General features: G+C 55.4%; 17 protein-coding genes and 2 riboswitches. Of the genes, 9 read left to right on the top strand and 8 right to left on the bottom strand.

Annotation, left to right across the window (positions count from 1 at the left end; all coding sequences use genetic code 11):
• Positions 1 to 78: 78 nt before the first annotated feature.
• Positions 79 to 1746 carry an acyl-CoA dehydrogenase family protein gene (locus DY252_RS04180; RefSeq protein WP_064787514.1) on the bottom strand — a complete coding sequence of 556 codons (1668 nt, stop codon included), beginning with the start codon at positions 1744 to 1746 and terminating at the stop codon, positions 79 to 81.
• A gap of 161 nt (positions 1747 to 1907) precedes the next feature.
• The gene (gene ccrA / locus DY252_RS04185; RefSeq protein ID WP_063088554.1) at positions 1908 to 3188 is read right to left on the bottom strand and encodes a crotonyl-CoA carboxylase/reductase; all 1281 of its coding nucleotides are present in this window, start codon (positions 3186 to 3188) and stop codon (positions 1908 to 1910) included.
• A gap of 291 nt (positions 3189 to 3479) precedes the next feature.
• Between ccrA and DY252_RS04190 the strand changes: the two genes are divergently transcribed.
• On the top strand, positions 3480 to 5537 hold the full coding sequence (locus DY252_RS04190) for a protein meaA (RefSeq protein ID WP_064787513.1): 2058 nt from the start codon (positions 3480 to 3482) through the stop codon (positions 5535 to 5537).
• A gap of 15 nt (positions 5538 to 5552) precedes the next feature.
• Here DY252_RS04190 and DY252_RS04195 read toward each other — a convergent pair whose 3' ends face one another.
• A complete protein-coding gene (locus DY252_RS04195) occupies positions 5553 to 6173 on the bottom strand; it encodes a TetR/AcrR family transcriptional regulator (protein ID WP_064787512.1) in 621 nt (206 codons plus the stop codon).
• Positions 6174 to 6275: 102 nt separating this feature from the next.
• Here DY252_RS04195 and DY252_RS04200 point away from each other — a divergent pair, with 102 nt between their 5' ends.
• The gene (locus DY252_RS04200) at positions 6276 to 7019 is read left to right on the top strand and encodes an SDR family NAD(P)-dependent oxidoreductase (protein ID WP_245960868.1); all 744 of its coding nucleotides are present in this window, start codon (positions 6276 to 6278) and stop codon (positions 7017 to 7019) included.
• A gap of 85 nt (positions 7020 to 7104) precedes the next feature.
• Here DY252_RS04200 and DY252_RS04205 read toward each other — a convergent pair whose 3' ends face one another.
• The 4 genes from DY252_RS04205 to ispH form a co-directional block, all read right to left on the bottom strand.
• Complete coding sequence (locus DY252_RS04205; RefSeq protein WP_064787510.1) at positions 7105 to 9465, bottom strand: putative bifunctional diguanylate cyclase/phosphodiesterase; 2361 nt, start codon at positions 9463 to 9465, stop codon at positions 7105 to 7107.
• Between the two features lie 268 nt (positions 9466 to 9733).
• Positions 9734 to 10183, bottom strand: coding sequence for a ribonuclease HI (gene rnhA / locus DY252_RS04210; RefSeq protein WP_064788246.1), 450 nt, complete (start codon positions 10181 to 10183; stop codon positions 9734 to 9736).
• A 25-nt stretch (positions 10184 to 10208) separates the two neighbouring features.
• Positions 10209 to 11177, bottom strand: coding sequence for a homoserine kinase (locus DY252_RS04215; RefSeq protein ID WP_008889183.1), 969 nt, complete (start codon positions 11175 to 11177; stop codon positions 10209 to 10211).
• A gap of 45 nt (positions 11178 to 11222) precedes the next feature.
• On the bottom strand, positions 11223 to 12170 hold the full coding sequence (gene ispH, locus DY252_RS04220; RefSeq protein ID WP_064787509.1) for a 4-hydroxy-3-methylbut-2-enyl diphosphate reductase: 948 nt from the start codon (positions 12168 to 12170) through the stop codon (positions 11223 to 11225).
• 256 nt (positions 12171 to 12426) lie between these two features.
• On the opposite strand from ispH, the gene DY252_RS04225 reads away from it, so the two are divergent.
• The 7 genes from DY252_RS04225 to DY252_RS04255 all read left to right on the top strand — a co-directional run bounded on the left by DY252_RS04225 (position 12427) and on the right by DY252_RS04255 (position 19496).
• Entirely contained in the window at positions 12427 to 12984 is a 558-nt protein-coding gene (locus tag DY252_RS04225) for a hypothetical protein (protein WP_063088556.1), read from the top strand.
• 103 nt (positions 12985 to 13087) lie between these two features.
• Positions 13088 to 13186: riboswitch (glycine riboswitch) on the top strand.
• A gap of 3 nt (positions 13187 to 13189) precedes the next feature.
• Positions 13190 to 13297: riboswitch (glycine riboswitch) on the top strand.
• 59 nt (positions 13298 to 13356) lie between these two features.
• Positions 13357 to 14469: a glycine cleavage system aminomethyltransferase GcvT gene (gene gcvT, locus DY252_RS04230; protein WP_064787508.1), complete on the top strand. Its 1113-nt coding sequence runs from the start codon at positions 13357 to 13359 to the stop codon at positions 14467 to 14469.
• A 74-nt stretch (positions 14470 to 14543) separates the two neighbouring features.
• The gene (gene gcvH, locus DY252_RS04235; RefSeq protein WP_008889187.1) at positions 14544 to 14915 is read left to right on the top strand and encodes a glycine cleavage system protein GcvH; all 372 of its coding nucleotides are present in this window, start codon (positions 14544 to 14546) and stop codon (positions 14913 to 14915) included.
• 3 nt (positions 14916 to 14918) lie between these two features.
• Positions 14919 to 16274: an aminomethyl-transferring glycine dehydrogenase subunit GcvPA gene (gcvPA, locus tag DY252_RS04240; protein ID WP_064787507.1), complete on the top strand. Its 1356-nt coding sequence runs from the start codon at positions 14919 to 14921 to the stop codon at positions 16272 to 16274.
• On the top strand, positions 16271 to 17767 hold the full coding sequence (gcvPB, locus tag DY252_RS04245) for an aminomethyl-transferring glycine dehydrogenase subunit GcvPB (RefSeq protein WP_008889189.1): 1497 nt from the start codon (positions 16271 to 16273) through the stop codon (positions 17765 to 17767). Before gcvPA ends, gcvPB begins: the two co-directional genes overlap by 4 nt.
• 202 nt (positions 17768 to 17969) lie before the next feature.
• Positions 17970 to 18881 carry a protein phosphatase CheZ gene (locus DY252_RS04250; protein ID WP_064787506.1) on the top strand — a complete coding sequence of 304 codons (912 nt, stop codon included), beginning with the start codon at positions 17970 to 17972 and terminating at the stop codon, positions 18879 to 18881.
• Positions 18882 to 19091: 210 nt separating this feature from the next.
• On the top strand, positions 19092 to 19496 hold the full coding sequence (locus DY252_RS04255; RefSeq protein ID WP_040822685.1) for a hypothetical protein: 405 nt from the start codon (positions 19092 to 19094) through the stop codon (positions 19494 to 19496).
• Between the two features lie 89 nt (positions 19497 to 19585).
• On the opposite strand, the gene DY252_RS04260 is transcribed toward DY252_RS04255, so the two are convergent.
• On the bottom strand, positions 19586 to 20065 hold the full coding sequence (locus DY252_RS04260) for a peroxiredoxin (RefSeq protein ID WP_008889192.1): 480 nt from the start codon (positions 20063 to 20065) through the stop codon (positions 19586 to 19588).
• Positions 20066 to 20195: the final 130 nt, after the last annotated feature.

Here is a 20195-nt window from a genome sequence, read left to right on the forward strand (position 1 = left end):
GGCCAAGTTTGCCCTCGGTGTTCACGGGGGCCACGGTTCGAATGAGAATTTTATCAGTATTTCAGAATGTTATGTCGTTCACCGGGTCAGAATGCCGCGCGTGACCACCTGTGCCTGAATTTCGGCAGCCCCTTCGAAAATGTTCAGAATGCGCGCATCACACAGCACGCGGCTGATCTGATATTCAAGCGCATAGCCGTTGCCGCCGTGAATCTGCAGGGCGTTGTCGGCATTCGACCATGCGACGCGCGCGCCCAGAAGCTTGGCCATGCCGGCCTCGATATCGCAGCGGATATCCTGATCCTTTTCAAAGGCCGAGAAATAGGTCAGCTGGCGGGCGATCATGGTTTCAACTACCATCCATGCCACTTTGCCGTATACGCGTGGGAAGGCGTAAAGCGGCTTGGAAAACTGGACGCGATCCTTGGCATAACGCATGCCGATCTCAAGCGCGTTCTGGGCGACGCCGACAGCACGGGCTGCGGTCTGAATACGGGCCGACTCAAAGGTCGCCATCAATTGTTTGAAGCCCTGACCTTCTTCGCCACCCAAAAGGTTCTCGGTCGGGACTCCGAACCCGTCAAAGGAAAGCTCGTATTCTTTCATGCCGCGATAACCAAGCACCTCGATCTCGCCACCCGACATGCCATCGGCCGGGAACGGGTTTTTATCGGTGCCACGTGGTTTTTCGGCCAGCAGCATCGACAAGCCACGATAACCGGACTCGTCGGGGTTGGTGCGGGTCAGAAGCGTCATCAGATCAGACCGTGCGGCATGGGTGATCCATGTCTTGTTGCCAGTGACCTTATAGGTATCGCCATCCTTGACCGCACGCGTGCGCAGGTGGGCCAGATCCGATCCATTGTTGGGTTCGGTAAAGACCGCAGTTGGCAGGATTTCACCCGATGCCAGTTTGGGCAGGTAATGTTCCTTTTGCGCGTCGGTCCCGCCAAGGCGGATCAGTTCGGCGGCAATTTCGGAACGTGTTCCAAGTGACCCGACACCGATATAGCCACGCGACAGTTCCTCGGTGACAACGCACATCGCGGTTTTGCCCATGCCAAGGCCACCGAATTCTTCGGGGATGGTCAGGCCGAAAACGCCGAGTTCAGACATTTCATTGACGATTTCAATCGGGATCAGCTCGTCACGTTCGTGCCAGCCATGGGCATGCGGCGATACCTTTTCCTCAACAAAGCGGCGGAATTGATCGCGCACCATATCAAGGGTTTCGTCTTCAAGACCGGTTTCGCCAAAGCGACCGGTATCAAGGCTGTCTTCGATTTCAGCCGCAATCGCCCGGCGTGCGGCATCGGAATTGCCACCACGTGCAAGGGTCGCAACCGATGGGTTGGCAGCAAGGGATGCAATCAGGTCATCAGAAACGCCAAGGGTCGAAAGACGGATGATTTCACCCTGTGACATCGGAATGCCACCGATGATCTGGGCCAGATATTCCCCAAACGCCGATTGCAGGATCAGTTGTTCGAGATTGCTGAACTTGCCCTGGTCCTTAAGGCGGTTTGCCCATGCCTTCATCTGGCCAAGGGCGGTGACATAGGTAGTGAACCAGGCAAAGCCGTGTGCGGCAAACTGGTTGTCATCAAAGGCATCGGCATTGACCCGGCCATCGACCGTTACGGCAGTCCGCAGCGCATATTCGGCCGCGTCATAAACCGGGCTGAGTGCCGCAAGGGAGTCATCGCACAAACGTTCGAGGTCGGGCAAAAGGGCGTTGTTCGTCATTCTTCGGGTCCTCGGATCAGGTCCTCGTCGTGCAATCCTGTGGGGCGATTGCGCGGATCAGTTATGAATGCATCAAAGCATCAAGGGTGGTGGCACCCCATGCGCAGATCGGGCGAGAATGCGCGCGGGGTGCCAGCTATCAGTCGAAGATTAATGTGGGACTAGCCTTCGACTGCTTCTTCAAGGGTGCGCATTCCCGGGCGCTTTGCCTGCACCAGAACGGCCATGTTGCCGGGTTTGTGTTCGTTGCGCATCATCTTCATGTGAGCGCGCGGAATGTCTTCCCAACTGAACACTTCAGACATGCTCGGATCCAGACGGCGTTCGATCACGAGCTTGTTGGCCTGTGCCGCCTGTTTCAGGTTGGCGAAGTGACTGCCCTGAATGCGTTTCTGGCGCATCCAGACAAAGCGCGCATCAAAGGTCAGGTTAAAGCCGGTGGTGCCTGCACAGAACACAACCATGCCGCCGCGTTTTACAACGTTGCACGATACCGGGAAGGTCTGTTCGCCCGGATGTTCAAAGACGATGTCGACGTCATTGCCCTTGCCGGTGATGTCCCAGATCGCCTTGCCGAATTTACGGACTTCTTTCATGTAATCGCCAAATTCCGGACCGTTGACGGTGGGAAGCTGACCCCAGCAATTGAAATCCTTGCGGTTGATCACGGCCTTGGCACCCAGTCCCAGAACAAAGTCGCGCTTTGTTTCATCGGAAATGACGCCAATCGCGTTGGCTCCGGCCGTTGTGATCAGCTGGATCGCCATCGAGCCCAAACCACCCGAAGCGCCCCAGACCAGTACATTATGCCCCGGACGCAGGATATGCGGACGATGGCCAAACAGCATGCGATAAGCGGTGGCAAGGGTCAGCGTGTAGCACGCACTTTCTTCCCAGGTCAGATGTTTGGGACGCGGCATGAGCTGCTGTGCCTGAACACAGGTGAACTGGGCGAAGGATCCGTCCGGTGTTTCATAGCCCCAGATACGCTGGGTCGGGGACAGCATCGGATCGCCGCCGTTACATTCTTCGTCGTCGCCGTCATCCTGGTTGCAGTGAATGACCACTTCGTCGCCGACTTTCCAGCGGGTGACTTTCGATCCAACCGCCCAGACGATGCCCGATGCATCCGATCCGGCAATATGGAACGGGCAATCATGGACATTAAAGACCGAGATCGGTTTGCCAAGGGATGCCCAGACACCGTTATAGTTCACCCCGGCCGCCATCACGAGAACAAGCACTTCGTGGCTGTCGGGTTGGGTCACTGGCAGAACTTCGCACTGCATGGCCGTATCGGGTTCGCCATGGCGTTCTTCGCGAATCGCCCATGCATACATATTCTTTGGCACATGGCCCAATGGCGGGATTTCGCCAATTTCATAAAGATCTTTTTCTTCCTGACCGCCACGGAAAGGCAGCACTTCAGCAGACGTATTCATGGCCTTCACTCCTTGTTCGGGGTCGATCCGGTTTGCAGGGTAATTAAATTACCAATGCTGCGTTGCGGTCGACGGATCCTCCAAGCCACGGAATCTATTTTATTTTCCCCGGGCATCTCCCGGTTTCCTGCGGAATTTCAGCAAGGATAACCTGGGCGATATTTGTTTTCGCTTTTATCGCGTTGCACAAATTGTTATATAATTACCCAAGTGATGTCTAGTAGATAATTTAATAACGTTCAGACGTAATTATCGTAAAGGCATTGAGTAATAAAAATACAAGAGGTCGCGATGTCGATGGAAAACAAGCGCAACGCAGCAAAGCCGGAACGCGATCGCCCGTGGCTGATCCGGACCTATGCCGGGCACAGCTCCGCACAGGCATCAAATGCGCTGTATCGTCAGAACCTGGCAAAGGGGCAGACCGGGCTTTCGGTGGCCTTCGATCTGCCGACCCAGACGGGGTATGATTCTGACCATGTTCTGGCCCGCGGTGAAGTCGGCAAGGTTGGCGTTCCCGTCGCGCATCTGGGTGACATGATGACGTTGTTTGACGGAATTCCGCTTGATCAGATGAACACGTCGATGACGATCAACGCACCAGCCGCCTGGCTTTTGTCACTTTATATTGCGGTAGCGGAAAAACAGGGCACTGCGCGCGACAGCCTGCAGGGCACGACCCAGAACGACATCATCAAGGAATATCTCTCGCGCGGGACTTATATCTTTCCGCCAGCGCCCAGCCTTAAGCTGATTACCGATGTCGCGGCCTTTACCTATCGCGAGGTTCCGAAATGGAACCCGATGAATGTGTGCTCTTATCATTTGCAGGAAGCGGGGGCGACGGCCGAGCAGGAGCTGGCCTATGCGCTGGCAACGGCGATTGCGGTTCTGGATGCGGTGCGCGATTCGGGGCAGGTGCCCGAAGAAGACTTTGCCAAGGTGGTTGGGCGCATTTCGTTCTTTGTGAATGCCGGGATTCGCTTTGTTACTGAAATCTGCAAGATGCGGGCATTCTGCGAACTCTGGGATGAAATCACCCGCGACCGTTACGGCATCGAAGACGCCAAATACCGCCGGTTCCGCTATGGCGTGCAGGTCAACTCGTTGGGCCTGACCGAACAGCAGCCCGAAAATAACGTCTATCGTATTCTGATCGAGATGCTGGCGGTGGTTCTGTCAAAGAACGCGCGGGCGCGCGCCGTGCAGTTGCCCGCCTGGAACGAGGCCCTTGGCCTTCCACGTCCGTGGGATCAGCAATGGTCGCTGCGCCTGCAACAGATCATGGCCTATGAAACTGATCTTCTGGAATATGAAGACCTGTTTGACGGCAACCCGGCGATTGAACGCAAGGTCGGCGCGCTTAAGGAAGGCGCGCGGGCAGAACTTGCAAAGATTGATGAGATGGGCGGGGCAATTGCCGCAGTTGATCGCGGCTATATGAAACAGGAACTGGTGCGATCAAACGCGCTGCGTCTGGCCGATATTGAAAGTGGCCTGACCAAGGTTATTGGTGTGAATGCCTTTACCGAGACCGAGCCATCGCCGCTGACATCGGGGGAGAAATCGATTCTGACCGTCGATGACATGGCCGAACAGGACCAGATCGAAAAACTTAAAGCCTGGCGGTCCGAGCGCAATCAGGCCGAAGTCGATGCCACGCTGACCGATTTGAAGTCAGCCGCCAGCGAAGGGCGCAACATCATGGAAAGTTCCATTGCCTGTGCCCATGCCGGGGTCACCACCGGCGAGTGGTCGGAAACCCTGCGCGACGTGTTTGGCGAATACCGTGCGCCGACCGGGATTACATCGATGATTGTGACCGGGGATGCGGAAAACCTTCAGGATTTGCGCAAACGCGTTGATGAGGTTTCTGACAAGCTGGGTGAGCGCATGAAGATGCTGGTCGGCAAGCCGGGTCTGGATGGTCATTCCAACGGGGCCGAACAGATTGCGGTCAAGGCGGGCGAGGCCGGGATCGAGGTTTTGTATGAAGGCATTCGCTGGACGCCAGAGGAACTGGTACGCAATGCCATCGAAGACGGCGCGCATGTCATCGGACTCTCGATCCTGTCCGGTTCGCATGTGCCGCTGGTGCGTGAAGTGGTCAACGGGCTGCGTGCCCAAGGGGCTGGTCATATCCCGGTCGTTGTCGGCGGGATTATCCCGGAATCTGACATGCTGGTGCTGCGTCAGATGGGCGTTTCTGCGGTCTATACCCCCAAGGATTACCAGTTGGCCAAGGTGATTTCCGAGATTGTTGATCTTGTGGATCGTACATCGGTAGATCACCCGCATACCGGTTCAGCCAAAGGTAAATCGGATGTGGCGGGAACCACCATTTATTAACCAGATGAGCTTGCTTTAGCGTCGTGCAAGCGAGGTGCTGGTCAGGTTTGGCCATGTCGTCATTGCGGCATCGGCAACAGCGATCAGATCGTCGCGGGTCGCGCCATCGCGGGCCTGTATCGACATGCCAATCTGAACGGTCGCGTAATAGGTAGCCATGGTATCGATATTGGCGTTCCTTGGAATGTGGCCGCGTCGTTGACCCTCGGCATAGAGGTTGCGCAAGGTTTTCGTGACCGAGCGGCGATGACTGCAAAGGGTCTGATTGACCGTTGCATGATTTGAGTTTTCCTGCGGTGCGGCCAGTACAACCAGACAGCCATGCGGTGTGTCTTCACGCGTATAGGCATTTGCAGACGCGACCAGAACATGACGTGTTGCGTCTTTTGGTTGTTTGAAGCGGTCCAGATCAGCCCAGATCATGGTGCCGTGATGTTTGTTGTAATGGGCGATCACTTCATCAAACAACGCTTCTTTCCCGCCAAAGGCAGCATAGATGCTGGGCGGGTTTAGCTTCATGGCCGCGCTGAGCTCGGCCATGGACGTATTGTCATATCCCCGTTCCCAGAACAGGCCCAGGGCCTTGTCCAGTGCATTGTCCCGGTCAAATGCGGGGGGTCTACCGCGTGTTGCCATGCTCTGTATTCCTGTTTTTATAGTGATCATTACATAAATCACTTGACGCAGAAACACAAGGTTGTCATCAATTATGTAATGATCGTTACATAAAAGGAATTCATGATGCAGAACCTTACAGGAAAAGTTGCTTTCGTCACTGGCGGCGGACGTGGCATTGGAGCGGCCATTTCCAAACGGCTGGCACAGGAAGGCGCCAAAGTTGTGCTTACGTATGTCAGTGCCCCGGACCGGGCACGTGATGTGGTCAGGGAAATTGAGGCATCGGGCGGCATGGCCGTGGCGATAAAGGCCGACAACCTAAATGCCGATGAGATTGAAGCAGCAATCAATCAGGCGGCCGCCCAATTTGGGCAGATTGATATTCTCGTTAATAATGCAGGGATTATTGAATTCGCACCGATTGACGAATTTAGCATTGAGCAGTTTGACCGCACGGTTGATGTCAATGTCCGCGCGGTTTTCGTGGCGACCAAGGCAGCACTGGCCCATATGCCCGATGGTGGTCGGATCATTACGACCGGCAGTAACCTTTCGCACCGGGTGCCATGGCCGGGACTAAGCCTTTATGCCCTGTCAAAATCGGCGCTTATCGGCTTTACCCGTGGGGTCGCCCGTGATTTGGGGCCGCGCAAGATCACGGTCAATGTCGTTCATCCGGGGCCGACCGAAACCGACATGAACCCGGCAGAAGGCGACATCGCCGATGCTGCGCGCCGTATCATGGCCATCCCCGATTACAGCGATGCCAATGATACAGCCGGGCTTGTCGCATGGCTTGCCGGGCCTGAGGCCAAAGTGGTCACCGGTTCAGAATTCACTGTCGATAGCGGCATGAATGCCTGATCAAACAGTTCCGAATATATGATATGGGGCGGGCCTTCCATTCGGGGGCCCGTCTTTTTGCCAATCAAACGATCAGTGGGACACGTCAGGACTTGGCAGAGACGGTTTCCTGTTTGGATCCGTGCCGTTCAGTGACCCAGCTTTCGAAGGTCGAGGCGGGCAACGGTTTGGAGAACAGGAAGCCCTGGATAAAGTCGCAGCCCTTTTCCTGCAGATAGACAAGCTGTTCGACTTCTTCCACGCCCTCGGCAACCACTTCGAGATTGAGGCTGTGACCAAGGCCGATGACCGCATCGACGATGGCCTTGTCATCGACATCGACATGGATGTCGTTCACGAATGAACGGTCGATCTTAATCGAAGTCACCGGGAACCGTTTGAGATAGTTCAGCGACGAATAGCCGGTGCCGAAATCATCAATCGCGATCAGAACGCCAAGTTCCTTGAGCTCCTTGAGTGTGGAGACCGCCTTTTCCGGGTTGTTCATCAGAATGGACTCGGTGATTTCAAGTTCCAGCGTGCCATGCGGCAGGGCGGTTTCCTTGACGATCTTGGTCACACTATCAACCAGTTCGGCATCCTGGAACTGTGCCGGGGACAGGTTGACGGCAATCCGAAGATCGGAAAGTGATGAGTCGCGCCAGATGCGTGTCTGACGGCAGGCCTTTTCAAGAACCCATGCACCCAGACGGTTGATCAGGCCGCATTCCTCGGCAACGGAAATGAATTCGCCGGGCAGGATCAGGCCGCGTTCCGGGTGATGCCAGCGCACAAGCGCCTCGGCACCGACGACGCGTTCGGTGCGGCAATCGATTTTCGGCTGATAATAAAGTTCGAGTTGATCGTGTTCGAGCGCGTTGCGCAGATCTTCCTCGATGGTTTTGCGTTCCTTGACCCGTTCATGCATCGACGGCAGGAAGAAGCGGTAATTGTTGCGTCCTTCCGCCTTGGCGGCATACATCGCCATATCGGCGTTCTTGACCAGTTGTTCGGGGTTTTCGCCGTCTTCCGGGAACAGGGTGATACCGACACTGGCTGTCGAATGCAGGCGGATGCCGCGGCAATCAAACGGCTGGCACAGTTCGTCAATGATGCGCTGGGCAAGGGCGATGGTGTCTTCGATGTTCTGGACATCGGTCTGGATGATGGCGAATTCATCGCCACCTAGGCGGGCGGCGGTATCCGAATCCCGGATGATGCGCGACAGACGCTGACCCATTTCCTGGATCATCAGATCGCCGACATCGTGGCCGAAGTGGTCGTTGATGTCCTTGAACCGGTCAAGGTCAACAAACAGAACCGTCACACCGCGCTGGAAACGACGGGCCGACAGCAGCGCCTGACGCAGGCGGTCAAGGAACAGTGTTCTGTTTGGCAGGCTGGTCAGAACGTCATGGACCGCAAGGTGGCGCATGCGGGCTTCGGTCTGTTTACGTTCGGTAATATCGGTATAGGTCGCAACGTAACCGCCGCCCGGCATCGGGTTGTGATCAACCTGAATGACGCGGCCATTCGGGCGGGTCCGTTCCATGCGATAGGGTTCACGACGCCGCGCAATCGCAACACGGTCAGAAATCAGGGCCTGAATGCTGACATCACCATATTCGCCGCGTTCACCGTTATAGCGGAGGATATCGGAAAGCGGGGTGCCTTCCTTGACCAGATCACGCGGCAGGTTCAGCAATTCGATATAGCGTTCGTTCCAGACCATCAGGTTCAGGTCCTGATCGAACAGACAGATGCCCTGACCGATATTGTGAAGGGTGGCTTCTAGCAGGGCCTGTTTGCGCTGCGCTTCTTCCTGTGCCTGACCTTGAAGGGCGACCATTTCGTTGTATTCGCGGATCAGAAGCCCGAGTTCGTCTGAGCTGTTCCATTCCACCGGACGGCGCAGTCGGCCGTGCTTGGTCATTCGGATGGAATGCAGCAGTCGGTTGAGCGGTTCCTTGATCGAGCGTTTGTTGGCAATCAGAAGGCTTGCGGCCACGACCGAGATCAGAAGCCCGAACAGGATCATGTCGATCGCAATACGGCGGAACAGCAAATCCTGAACACGTGCGTCCGTGAAGTAAATCACCAGTTCTCCAACGTCATGGCGGACGTTGTTGCGTTCGAAATAGACACGGCGCGAAAGGCGGAGCGTGTCGGTCAGTTCGGATTGCGATACGCCGGTATGGGCAAATTCGGTGCCGTCTGCGCCCAGTGCCTGCACGGCAACGATGTCGCGATCGCGCGCCATGGCGTTGAGGGCAGATTCAATATTGTCGACGTCGAGATACCAGAAAGGTGTGGCCAGAACGCGGGCGTTAATGTCGGCGGTCTGTTCGACCTTGCCATTCAGGTCGTCGCGCAGCACCTTGTAGCTGACATATCCAAAGACGATGAAAAGGGCGAGCGAGAACAGCGAAACAAGCGGCAATGCGATAAACAGCAGCCGACTGCTCAAGGACTTTCGTTGTAAAAACCCGTACGATCCGCGTGACAAGCGTTCTCTCCCTGACACCCACTTTAGGCTAGTCGAATATAATGTACTCGACCTTTGTATGGGTGCCAACACCCCCTTGAATTAGTCTCAAGTCAAACCGCAACTTGATGAAAACGCAAGTTTGATTTCGTTAAACATTCAATTATCTGACACAAGCCAGCAAAGCTATTTATCTTGTAGCGAAGTCCCTCAGCTTCAAGCACTTTTCCCGATAACCGCGAAAAATTCGTTATCGCGGCACGGCTTGTCGTGCCAATTCGTCGCATCTTTCGTTTTCCGGGTGACCGGCATGACCCTTGACCCAGTGCCACTCGACCTTATGCGGTTCAAGGGCTTGCAGCAAACGTTGCCATAATTCCACATTCTTGACCGGCTTTTTATCGGCGGTTTTCCAGCCACGTTTCTGCCAGCCGAAAATCCATTTGGTAATGCCGTCGCGGACATAGCTGCTGTCGGTGTAGATATCGATGACACAGGGACGTTTCAGGGCTTCCAGCGCGCTGATGGCGGCCATCATTTCCATACGATTGTTGGTGGTTTCCGGATCGCCGCCCGACATTTCCTTTTCGACACCCTTGAAGCGCAAAATAGCGCCCCAGCCACCGGGGCCGGGATTGCCGCTGCACGCGCCGTCTGTGTAAATCTCGACGCGGTTATCTTCACCGTTACTTGAAGTCATATTGTCGTGTTCCCCGCCTTTGTGCCTAATCCAGGCCATAGGCTGTTGCGTTTTCCACACGTTGGTGGAACCGCAATTTGTTGATGTATTCGCGCGGGTTCTTCGGGGTGACCAGCGCATCCTTGGGCGTATTCACCCAGTCATACAGCCGTGTCAGAAGGAACCGAAGACTTGCGCCGCGCGCCAGAATGGGCAGGGCTGCCTTTTCGACGTCCGAAAGCGGACGGACCTTGCTGTAATGCGACAGAAGGTTTTTGGCCTTGGTCACATTGAAGCTGTTATCAGGTTCAAAGCACCAGGCATTCATGCAGATGGCAACGTCATAGCAAAACAGGTCATTACACGCGAAATAGAAGTCAATCAGCCCGGAAACGGCTTCCTTGTTCGGAAAGAAGAAGACGTTATCGGGGAACAGATCCGCGTGAATGACCCCCTTGGGCAGGGCGTGCGGCCAGTTTTCCTCAAGAAATGCGAGCTCTTCGCCAATCATCTTGCCAAGGCCGGGTTCGACATCGTCGGCATGTTCCGCACAGCTATCGAAAAGCGAACGCCATCCCTTGATGCTCAGCGCGTTGGGCAGGTGCATTTCGAAGTCCTGACCGGCTGAGTGTAACTCTGCCAATGCGGCGCCAACCCCGGCACAGTGATGCGGTTGAATGCGCCTGGGCGACATGCCCTGCAGGAAGGATGTGATGGCGGCCGGGCGACCACAAAGGCGTCGCAAGGCAACACCGTCCTTGCCGTGGATCGGGGTTGGGCAATTCAGGCCCTTGGCCGACAAGTGATCCATCAGGCCAAGATAGAAGGGCAGATCATCGGGATTTACCCGCTTCTCATACAGGGTCAGGATATACGGAGCCTTGGTCGTCTGAAGCAGGAAATTGGTGTTTTCGACGCCTTCTGCGATCCCCTTGAACGATACCACGTCACCGATATCGTATTCGGCCACAAAGCGGGAAATATCTTCGTCTGAAACGTCGGTATAGACGGCCATGAGTTCTATCGTCGTCCTGATCTGAAAATAAGCATGTCCGCAGACCTAGCTGGCAAGCTGACGCGGCAGTTTGAAAGTGACATTTTCGTTGGTCAGCGTGATTGTCTCGACCGTCACGTCAAAGCGTTCCCGACAGGCATCAATGACTTCCTCGACCAGTATTTCAGGCGCGGATGCACCGGCAGTGATGCCAAGGCTTGAAATACCGTCAAGCTTGGACCAGTCGATATCCTTTGCCCGTTCGACTAGAACCGACCGTGTGCAGCCTTCGCGTTTGGCGACTTCGACCAGACGGTTGGAGTTGGACGAGTTTGGCGCGCCAAGGACCAGAATCGCGTCAGCCTTTTCAGCGATCAGTTTGACCGCATGCTGACGGTTGGTTGTCGCGTAGCAGATGTCTTCCTTTTTCGGCACCGCGATTGACGGGAAACGCCGCTGCAGGATTTCAATGATCTTGGCGGTGTCATCAAGTGACAAGGTCGTCTGGGTCACGAAAGCCAGATTTTCCGGATCGCTGATTTCGATGGTTTCGGCGTCTTCCTCGGTCTCGACCAAGGTCATGCTGCCGGGGGGCAACTGGCCCATCGTGCCGATGACTTCGGGATGACCAGCATGACCAATCAGAAGAATATGTTTGCCATCTGCGTGATGACGTTCGGCCCCGCGATGGACCTTCGAGACCAGCGGGCAGGTCGCATCAAGATATTCAAGTTTGCGGGTTTCGGCCGCCTCGGGCACGGATTTCGGGACACCATGGGCCGAAAAGATCACCGGCACGCCATCGGGAACGGCATCAAGTTCGTCAACGAAAACGGCACCGATATCGCGCAGGCGATTGACCACGAATTTGTTATGCACGATTTCGTGGCGGACATAGACCGGTGCGCCATATTTTTCGAGTGCCTTTTCGACGATCTCGATGGCGCGATCAACCCCCGCGCAGAAACCGCGCGGATTGGCAAGAACGATCCGAAGGCTGGCTTTGTCAGACATGATACAGGTCCGGCTTTCCCAATTGCGTGCGGGCGTTGCCGACGCATTTTTCAAACATTGACGTTACATAACCTGCCTGATCATGCGGTGCAATGACTCTGGGGTAAATGGTCGTTGCCGGTTGGCCGAATTTTTGACGTTTTACACCGCCCAAGGCCGTTCAAGCGGGTTGTGCCGACATCCGCGACAGAATAGACTGCGCGCCGGCCGGTCGTCGCGACGTGGCCCGAAAACATTTGGTTTGATAGAGGCTTGGATGACAATCGGTAACGGACTTCGGCGCGTTTATGCATTGGGTATGGTCTCGCTTGGTGGATTGCTAAGCGCATGCGGCGGTGGCAACCCGTTCGAAGAACAGCCGGTCCCGGTTTGTCCGGCGGCCTATCTGCCAAAGGATACGGCAAAGCTTGTCCAGTTCAGTGGTGCTGGCCGCGACCTGACCGATGTGATCGTCGAAGCCGAATTTACCGGATACCTCGGTGATTGCGGCTACGACCTTGATGACAAGGAACTTGATGTCATCATCAGCCCGATCATTACCGCCGAGCTTGGACCGGCAGCCCAGAACCGTAACGTTCAATTTAAATATTTCGTCGCCCTGCGTGACCCGAACGGCACCTTCATTCAGAAGTCGGTGTTTGACGTGAATATGGCGTTTGCCGACAATCTGAACATGGCACGCATCCGGGACGAGCAGGTGACCCTGTCGGTGCCGCTGGACGATGTCTGGACCGGTCCGGATTACGAAATCTATCTTGGTTTCCAGCTGAGTGCGGACCAACTAGAGTATAATCGCCGGTTCGGAACCGATTGATTTTATTCGGGTTTGTTCATCTGAGACGCGGCAAGCCGATCGTGCCCGAAAAATAGGGGCTGGTCGGTTTGCGCGGAAACCCGTATAACAGAAGCATACCCAAATGATGCACGTGGGAGAGGCCGCAGTCCTTATCGGATGAGCGGACGCCGAAGGAGCAACCACCCCGGAAACTCTCAGGCAACAGGACCGCGTGGAGATGGGACTCTGGAAAGCAGGTGACCTGAATTTTTGATCAGGAACACCTCGCCGAAGATGTAAGCAGACCGGCTTCCTACCCCGGATGTGATTCTTTCAGGCTCCAAAGACAGAGGGGGAATGTGGTTGGCCACTGGTCGGCTATATTTCGCAACGATTGTCCTGGAGAACCTGATGGCGGATCAAGAATCCGAACTTCTAAAAACTGCCCTTTATGATTTGCATGTGGAACTCGGTGCCAAAATGGTGCCGTTCGCTGGCTATGCCATGCCTGTGCAATATCCGCTTGGTGTGAAGGGCGAACATCTTCATACCCGTGCGAAGGCAGGCCTGTTTGATGTGTCCCATATGGGGCAGGTGCGCTTGACCGGCGAGAACCGCGTGGCCGAGCTTGAAAAGCTTGTGCCCGGTGATATTGCCATCCTCAAACCCGGTCGCACCCGCTATTCCGCATTTACCCAGGACGACGGCACGATCCTTGATGATCTGATGATTACCAATGCGGGTGACAGCCTGTTTCTGGTGATCAATGCGGCCTGCAAGGACGATGATATCGTTCACATGCGTGCCAATCTTGGCGACGGTGTATCGCTTGAAGAAATCGATGACCGGGCGCTTCTGGCACTTCAGGGCCCGGAAGCGGCCAAGGTTCTGGCACGCTTTGCGCCATCTGTTACCGATCTGAAATTCATGAGCTTTGCCGAAGTCGACATCGCTGGCAGTCCGTGCTTTGTGACCCGTTCGGGTTACACCGGCGAAGACGGTTATGAGATTTCCGTACCCAACGCCGATGCCGAGGCGCTTGCACGCAAGCTGCTGGCCGAGGACGAGGTCGAGGCGATTGGCCTTGGTGCACGTGACTCACTGCGTCTCGAAGCGGGTCTTTGCCTGTATGGGAACGACATTGATACCACCACGACCCCGGTTGAAGGGGATCTGAACTGGATCATCAACAAACGTCGCCGGGCCGAAGGTGGCTTCAAGGGCGCGGATGTGATCCTTGATCAGCTTGAACACGGTGCGGATCGCAAACGTGTCGGCATCAAGCCCGAAGGCAAGGCACCGGCACGCGAACACACCCAGATTTTGAACGCAGATGGCGAAGACATCGGCGAGATCACCTCGGGCGGGTTTGGCCCGACCGTCGATGGCCCGATTGCCATGGGGTATGTCGCGATTGAATTTGCCGAACCGGGTACCAAGGTCGATCTTATGGTGCGCGGCAAGGCGCGGCCGGCCGAGGTGGTCGAACTTCCGTTCGCGCCGCATCGTTATTTCCGCGGTTGAGAACCAGAATTTATCATAGAGAGAGCGGCGCTACGCTGCATTGGCACTGAATTGATCAACAGGGACAATGGAAGATGACTAAGAAATTTTCGCAGGAACATGAATGGATCGAGCTTGAAGACGGTGTGGCAACCGTTGGCATTACCGATTACGCGCAGCAGTCGCTGGGCGATATCGTCTATGTCGAGCTGCCGGAAGTTGGCAAGAAACTGACCAAGGATGGCGACGCCGCGGTTGTTGAATCGGTCAAGGCCGCCAGCGACGTTTACGCCCCGCTCGATGGTGAAATTGTCGAGGTCAACGAAGAGCTTGATGACAATCCTGCACTGGTCAATGAAGCCCCGGAATCGGATGGCTGGTTCTTTAGAATGACACTGACCGATGAATCCCAGCTTGATGAGCTGATGGATGAAGCTGCCTACAAAGACTTCGTCGAAGGCCTTTAAAACATGCGTTATCTCCCACTGACACGCGCTGATCGTGCTGCGATGCTTGATACCATCGGGGCATCATCGGTTGATGAACTTTACTGTGATGTGCCGGACGGCGCGTTGCTTGATGCACCTGTTGATTTGCCATCCCACCTTGGCGAAATGCAGGTCGAACGCGATATGATGGCCTTGGCCGCCAAAAACATGGGCGCATCAAGCGTGCCCAGTTTCCTGGGCGCGGGTGCCTATCGCCACCATGTCCCGGCGACGGTTGATTACGTGATCCAGCGCGGTGAATTCCTGACCGCCTATACCCCGTATCAGCCGGAAATCGCGCAAGGGACACTGCAATACCTGTTTGAATTCCAGACCCAGGTTGCCTCGATCACCGGGATGGATGTTGCCAACGCGTCGATGTGGGATGGTGCGACATCCTGTGCCGAAGCGGTTCTGATGGCCTGCCGTGCGACCCGTCGCAAGAAGGCAGTTCTTTCGGGTGGTCTGCACCCGCATTACCGCGAAGTGACCGAAACTTATTGCCAGTACAGCGACACCGAAGTTGCCGGGCGCGATGGGCATCCGGAACATCAGGCAACTGCCGAAGAACTCAACGATCTGATTGATGATCAGACTGCGTGTGTCGTGGTGCAGTATCCGGACGTGTTTGGCCGCATTCAGGATCACACCCAGTTGGCCGATCTTTGCCATGCCAAGGGTGCGCTTCTGGTGGTGGTCTTTACCGAGGCGGTGGCGTTTGGTGCAGTGAAATCACCGGGCAGCTTTGGCGCAGACATCGTTTGCGGCGAAGGCCAGTCGATCGGTAATGCGCTGAATTATGGTGGGCCGTATGTCGGTCTGTTTGCCACCACGCAAAAGCTCGTGCGTCAGATGCCGGGCCGCCTGTGTGGTGAAACGGTTGATCAGGACGGCAAGCGTGGCTTTGTTCTGACGCTGTCGACCCGCGAACAGCATATCCGCCGTGAAAAGGCGACCTCGAACATCTGCACCAACTCGGGCCTGTGTTCGTTGGCCTTTACGGTGCATATGAGCCTGCTGGGTGAAGACGGTTATCGCCGTCTGGCGACCTTGAACCATGAAAATGCCTGCAAGGCGGCGGATGCAATTGACGCCGTTGAAGGCGCATCTGTGGTTAATGACAGCTTCTTTAACGAATTCACCGTGAAGCTTTCCAAGCCGGCCGCCGAAGTGGTTGAAGCACTGGTTGCCAAGGGCATCCTTGCCGGTGTGCCGCTGTCGCGCCTGTATCCGAACCGTTCGGATCTGGACAACTACCTGTTGGTTGCGGTCACCGAAACCAACACCGACGAGGATATCGCGGCGCTTGCGTCCGCATTGAAGGAGGCGCTGGCATGACCTTTACAACCCATACCGGCAACCGTGGACTTGTTCTTGAAGAACAGCTGATTTTCGAGCAGGGCCAGCCCGGCCGAACCGGCGTTGATTTGCCGGAACCAAAGGGCACCAAATCGCGTCTTGGCGGTCTTGACCGTGATAGCGACGTTGGTCTTCCTGGGCTTTCGGAGCCGCAAGTCGTGCGTCACTTCACGCGCCTGTCGCAGAAGAACTATGGCATTGATGCCGGTTTCTTCCCGCTTGGTTCGTGCACGATGAAGCATAACCCGCGCCTGAACGAAAAAGTCGCGCGTTTGCCCGGTCTTGCCGATCTGCATCCGATGCAGCCCGAAAGCACCGTTCAGGGTGCGTTGGAACTGATTGACCAATGTGCGCATTGGCTTCTGGTCCTGACCGGCATGCCGGCGGTTTCCATGTCCCCGGCAGCGGGTGCACAGGGCGAGCTTTGCGGCATGATGGCCATTCGCGCGGCCCTTGATGCACGCGGTGAAAACCGTCGTCGTGTATTGGTGCCGGAATCAGCCCACGGGACCAACCCGGCAACCGCAGCCGCCTGTGGCTTTACAGTTGATTCGATCCCCGCGACCGAAGACGGCCGTGTTGATCTGGCAGCGTTTGAAGCCAAGCTTGGCGACGATGTGGCTGGCATCATGCTGACCAACCCGAATACCTGCGGCCTGTTTGAACGTGATGTGCGCAAGATTGCCGATCTGGTGCATGAAGCGGGTGGCTATTTCTATTGCGATGGTGCGAACTTCAACGCCATTGTCGGTCGGGTGCGCCCGGCAGACCTTGGCATTGATGCGATGCATATCAACCTGCACAAGACGTTCTCGACCCCGCATGGCGGCGGTGGACCGGGTTCAGGACCTGTTGTCTTTTCCGAGGCACTGGCACCGTTTGCCCCGATCCCGTATGTGGTGAAAAAGGGTGATGGTTTCCATCTGGTCGAAACCGCAGACGAAGAAGACGGCATGAAGCCGTTTGGCCGTCTGAAGGGCTTCCATGGTCAGATGGGCATGTTCATTCGTGCGCTGACCTATATGAAAAGCCATGGTGCAGATGGCCTGCGTCAGGCATCGGGTGATGCGGTTCTTAATGCCAACTACCTGCTGGCGCGTCTTAAGGACAAGCTCAGTGTGGCCTTCCCGGGCTATTGCATGCATGAAGCCCTGTTTGACGACGGCTTCCTGAAAGATACCGGTGTTTCGACGCTGGATCTGGCCAAGGCAATCATCGACGAAGGGTTCCACCCGATGACGATGTATTTCCCGCTGGTGGTTCATGGGGCGTTGCTGATCGAACCGACCGAGACCGAAACCAAGGAATCGATCGATCAGTTCTGTGATGCGATTCTGTCGCTTGTGGCCAAGGCCGAGTCGGGCGATGCAGAATTCTTCAAGAATGCGCCGTATCTGACCCCGCGCAGACGCCTTGATGAAACGGCAGCTGCACGTAAGCCGGTTTTGCGCTGGAAGCCTGAAACAGCTTGATAACCAACGCAACCTGACCTTTTGGAGCACCCCGGTCTTTTGGCCGGGGTGTTCTTTTTCAAAGACTTGGACTTGAAACCCATTGGACTTGTCGCAATCTGCACCCTTATACTTGCCGTAATAGTAATGAACGCCGTCAAAAAGGTGCGTTTGGGGATTTAGTGATCGGACGTACGTCCGTTCCGGAGGGTTAAAGTCAGTTATGTCTCGTCGCGTGCAAAAAGTATTCACTGCTGAACGTCGTCTTAAAGAACGCACCGGTGGTGTGGTTGAGGATTGGTCTGACTCCTTTTTTGACCCGACGCTGGAAAGCGGCATGGGGGCAGGGGAACCGATGCAGGCATCCTTGCCGGCAGCGACGAGTGCCCCGGAAACATCCGGTATTACCCAGGCTGTTCTTGATGAAATCAGAGCACTGCGTGGGGAAGTTTCGCAACTGCGTCAGGCAGTGGCATCCGGTGGTGTTCCGGCCAGTGATGTCGCCACCCCGTTTGCATCAAACGATGCGCCGATGGATGAGTTGCCCGAACCGGTTTCAAGTAACCCAACCCACTCCAATCGCCCGGGGGCGGCAGAGCCCGATCGTGACGATCTGGAACTGATCCGTACCCAGATCGCGGAAATGAACGAGCACATCCACCGGGCAAAGGTTCAGATTGCGTCGCTGCGCCATCCAAAGGCGCAGGATGACCGATTGGTAAGTGCGACCTCGGAACTTGATGCCATCGTCAAGGATACCGAAATGGCGACCCATACCATTCTGGAATCCGCCGAGCAGATTGACGATCTGACGATGACGCTTAAAAACTCGGCACCGAGCGATTTTGTCGCCGATCACGTTGAACAGATTGCCTTCATCGTGACCAAGATCTTTGAAGCCTGTAACTTCCAGGACATTACCGGCCAGCGCATCAACAAGGTGGTCAGCACGCTTGAGTTCGTTGAAGAGCGCGTCCACAACATGATCTCGATCTGGGGTGAAGATGCGTTTGCCGAATTGCCGGTTCCTGAGGTCGAAGAAGAATCACGGCCCGAGGATGCAGACCTTTTGAATGGTCCGCAGCTCGAAGGGGAAGGCATCAGCCAGGACGATATCGACAAGTTGTTCGAATAATTCGAAAAATGCTTGGTTTTGTGCTGTGATTTAAGGTAGTAGCGTGAGCTATATCTTCTTGGCAAAGAGCGCCTCGGGCGTTTTCGCCCAGTCATTTGTCAATCAAAAGTTTACATATGTAAGGTAAGTTCTTACCTATAAGAATAAGAAGCTATGTTGGGATGCGTGTGACATACGGTTGCACGCGTTTTGGCGTGCTTGGAGGTTAATATGGGATTTTGGTCTCTCGGTGCTATTCGCCAGCCAAAGGCACAAGACATAAAATGGCGAAAAAGCCCACGTGGGGAGTACTACCGCCTGTTCATGATCGACGATATTTCAGAGCTTAGCCTGGATGGGGTCGGTGGCGTTTACTTGCTGTGGCATGGTGGCCTGAAGCCGTCTTGGCTGGTGGCCGGTGCAACAGAAGATCTTGGACACAGTTTTTCTGAACTGATGCGAGATCCGGATATTCGCGAATATGACACCCGTGGCGGGGTCTATATGAGCTGGTCACCGATCAAGGACAGTTTCCGGGAAGGTGTTGTGCATTTCATTGCCAAGCACACCAACCCGACCTTTGAATGCGATTATGACAGCAAGGAAGACCCGATACCGGTTCTGCTTCCGCGCTGATCAGGCACTATTGTTCCCTACATTCAAAGCAAAAAGCTCCGCAAATGATTGCGGAGCTTTAAGCGCTTGTTGCGGGAAACTTTCCGGTTTTAAAGCTTTTTCAGAACAGCTTCGGCACTTGAAACTTCAAACGCGCCCGGTTCTTCGACGGCAATGTCGGTGACTTTGCCGTCTTCGACAATCATGGCGAAACGGTTGGCGCGCTTGCCAAGGCCGCGGCCGGTCAGATCAAGTCCAAGCCCGGTCGCGTCGACAAACGCCAGATCCCCGTCCGAAAGCATGGTGACGTCGTTGGCCTTTTCCGCATCGGCCCAAGCCTGAAGAACAAAGGCATCGTTTGATGCAAGGCAGGCAATCTCATCGACACCTTTGGCTTTGATCTCATCGGCTTTGGCAACAAAGCCCGGAAGGTGTTTGGCCGAGCAGGTCGGGGTGAAAGCACCCGGTACGGCAAACAGGACAACTTTGCGACCTGCGAAGAATTCCTTGGAATTGACGGCTTCCGGACCGTCGCTGGTTGCGCGGAAAAGGGTAACTTCCGGGAGTTCGGAACCGACTGAAATGGTCATGGGTGTCTCCGTTATTTGGCGCAATCCCGTTGACTGCGCGATGGATCGCATGCCGGAATCAAACACCAAATCTGCTTGGCATTCAATGCTTTCACGCAGAGTTTTTAACAGGTTTCATCTGCCTGACTTG

It is taken from the genome of Thalassospira indica (genome assembly GCF_003403095.1).
Classification (GTDB): Bacteria; Pseudomonadota; Alphaproteobacteria; order Rhodospirillales; family Thalassospiraceae; genus Thalassospira; species Thalassospira indica.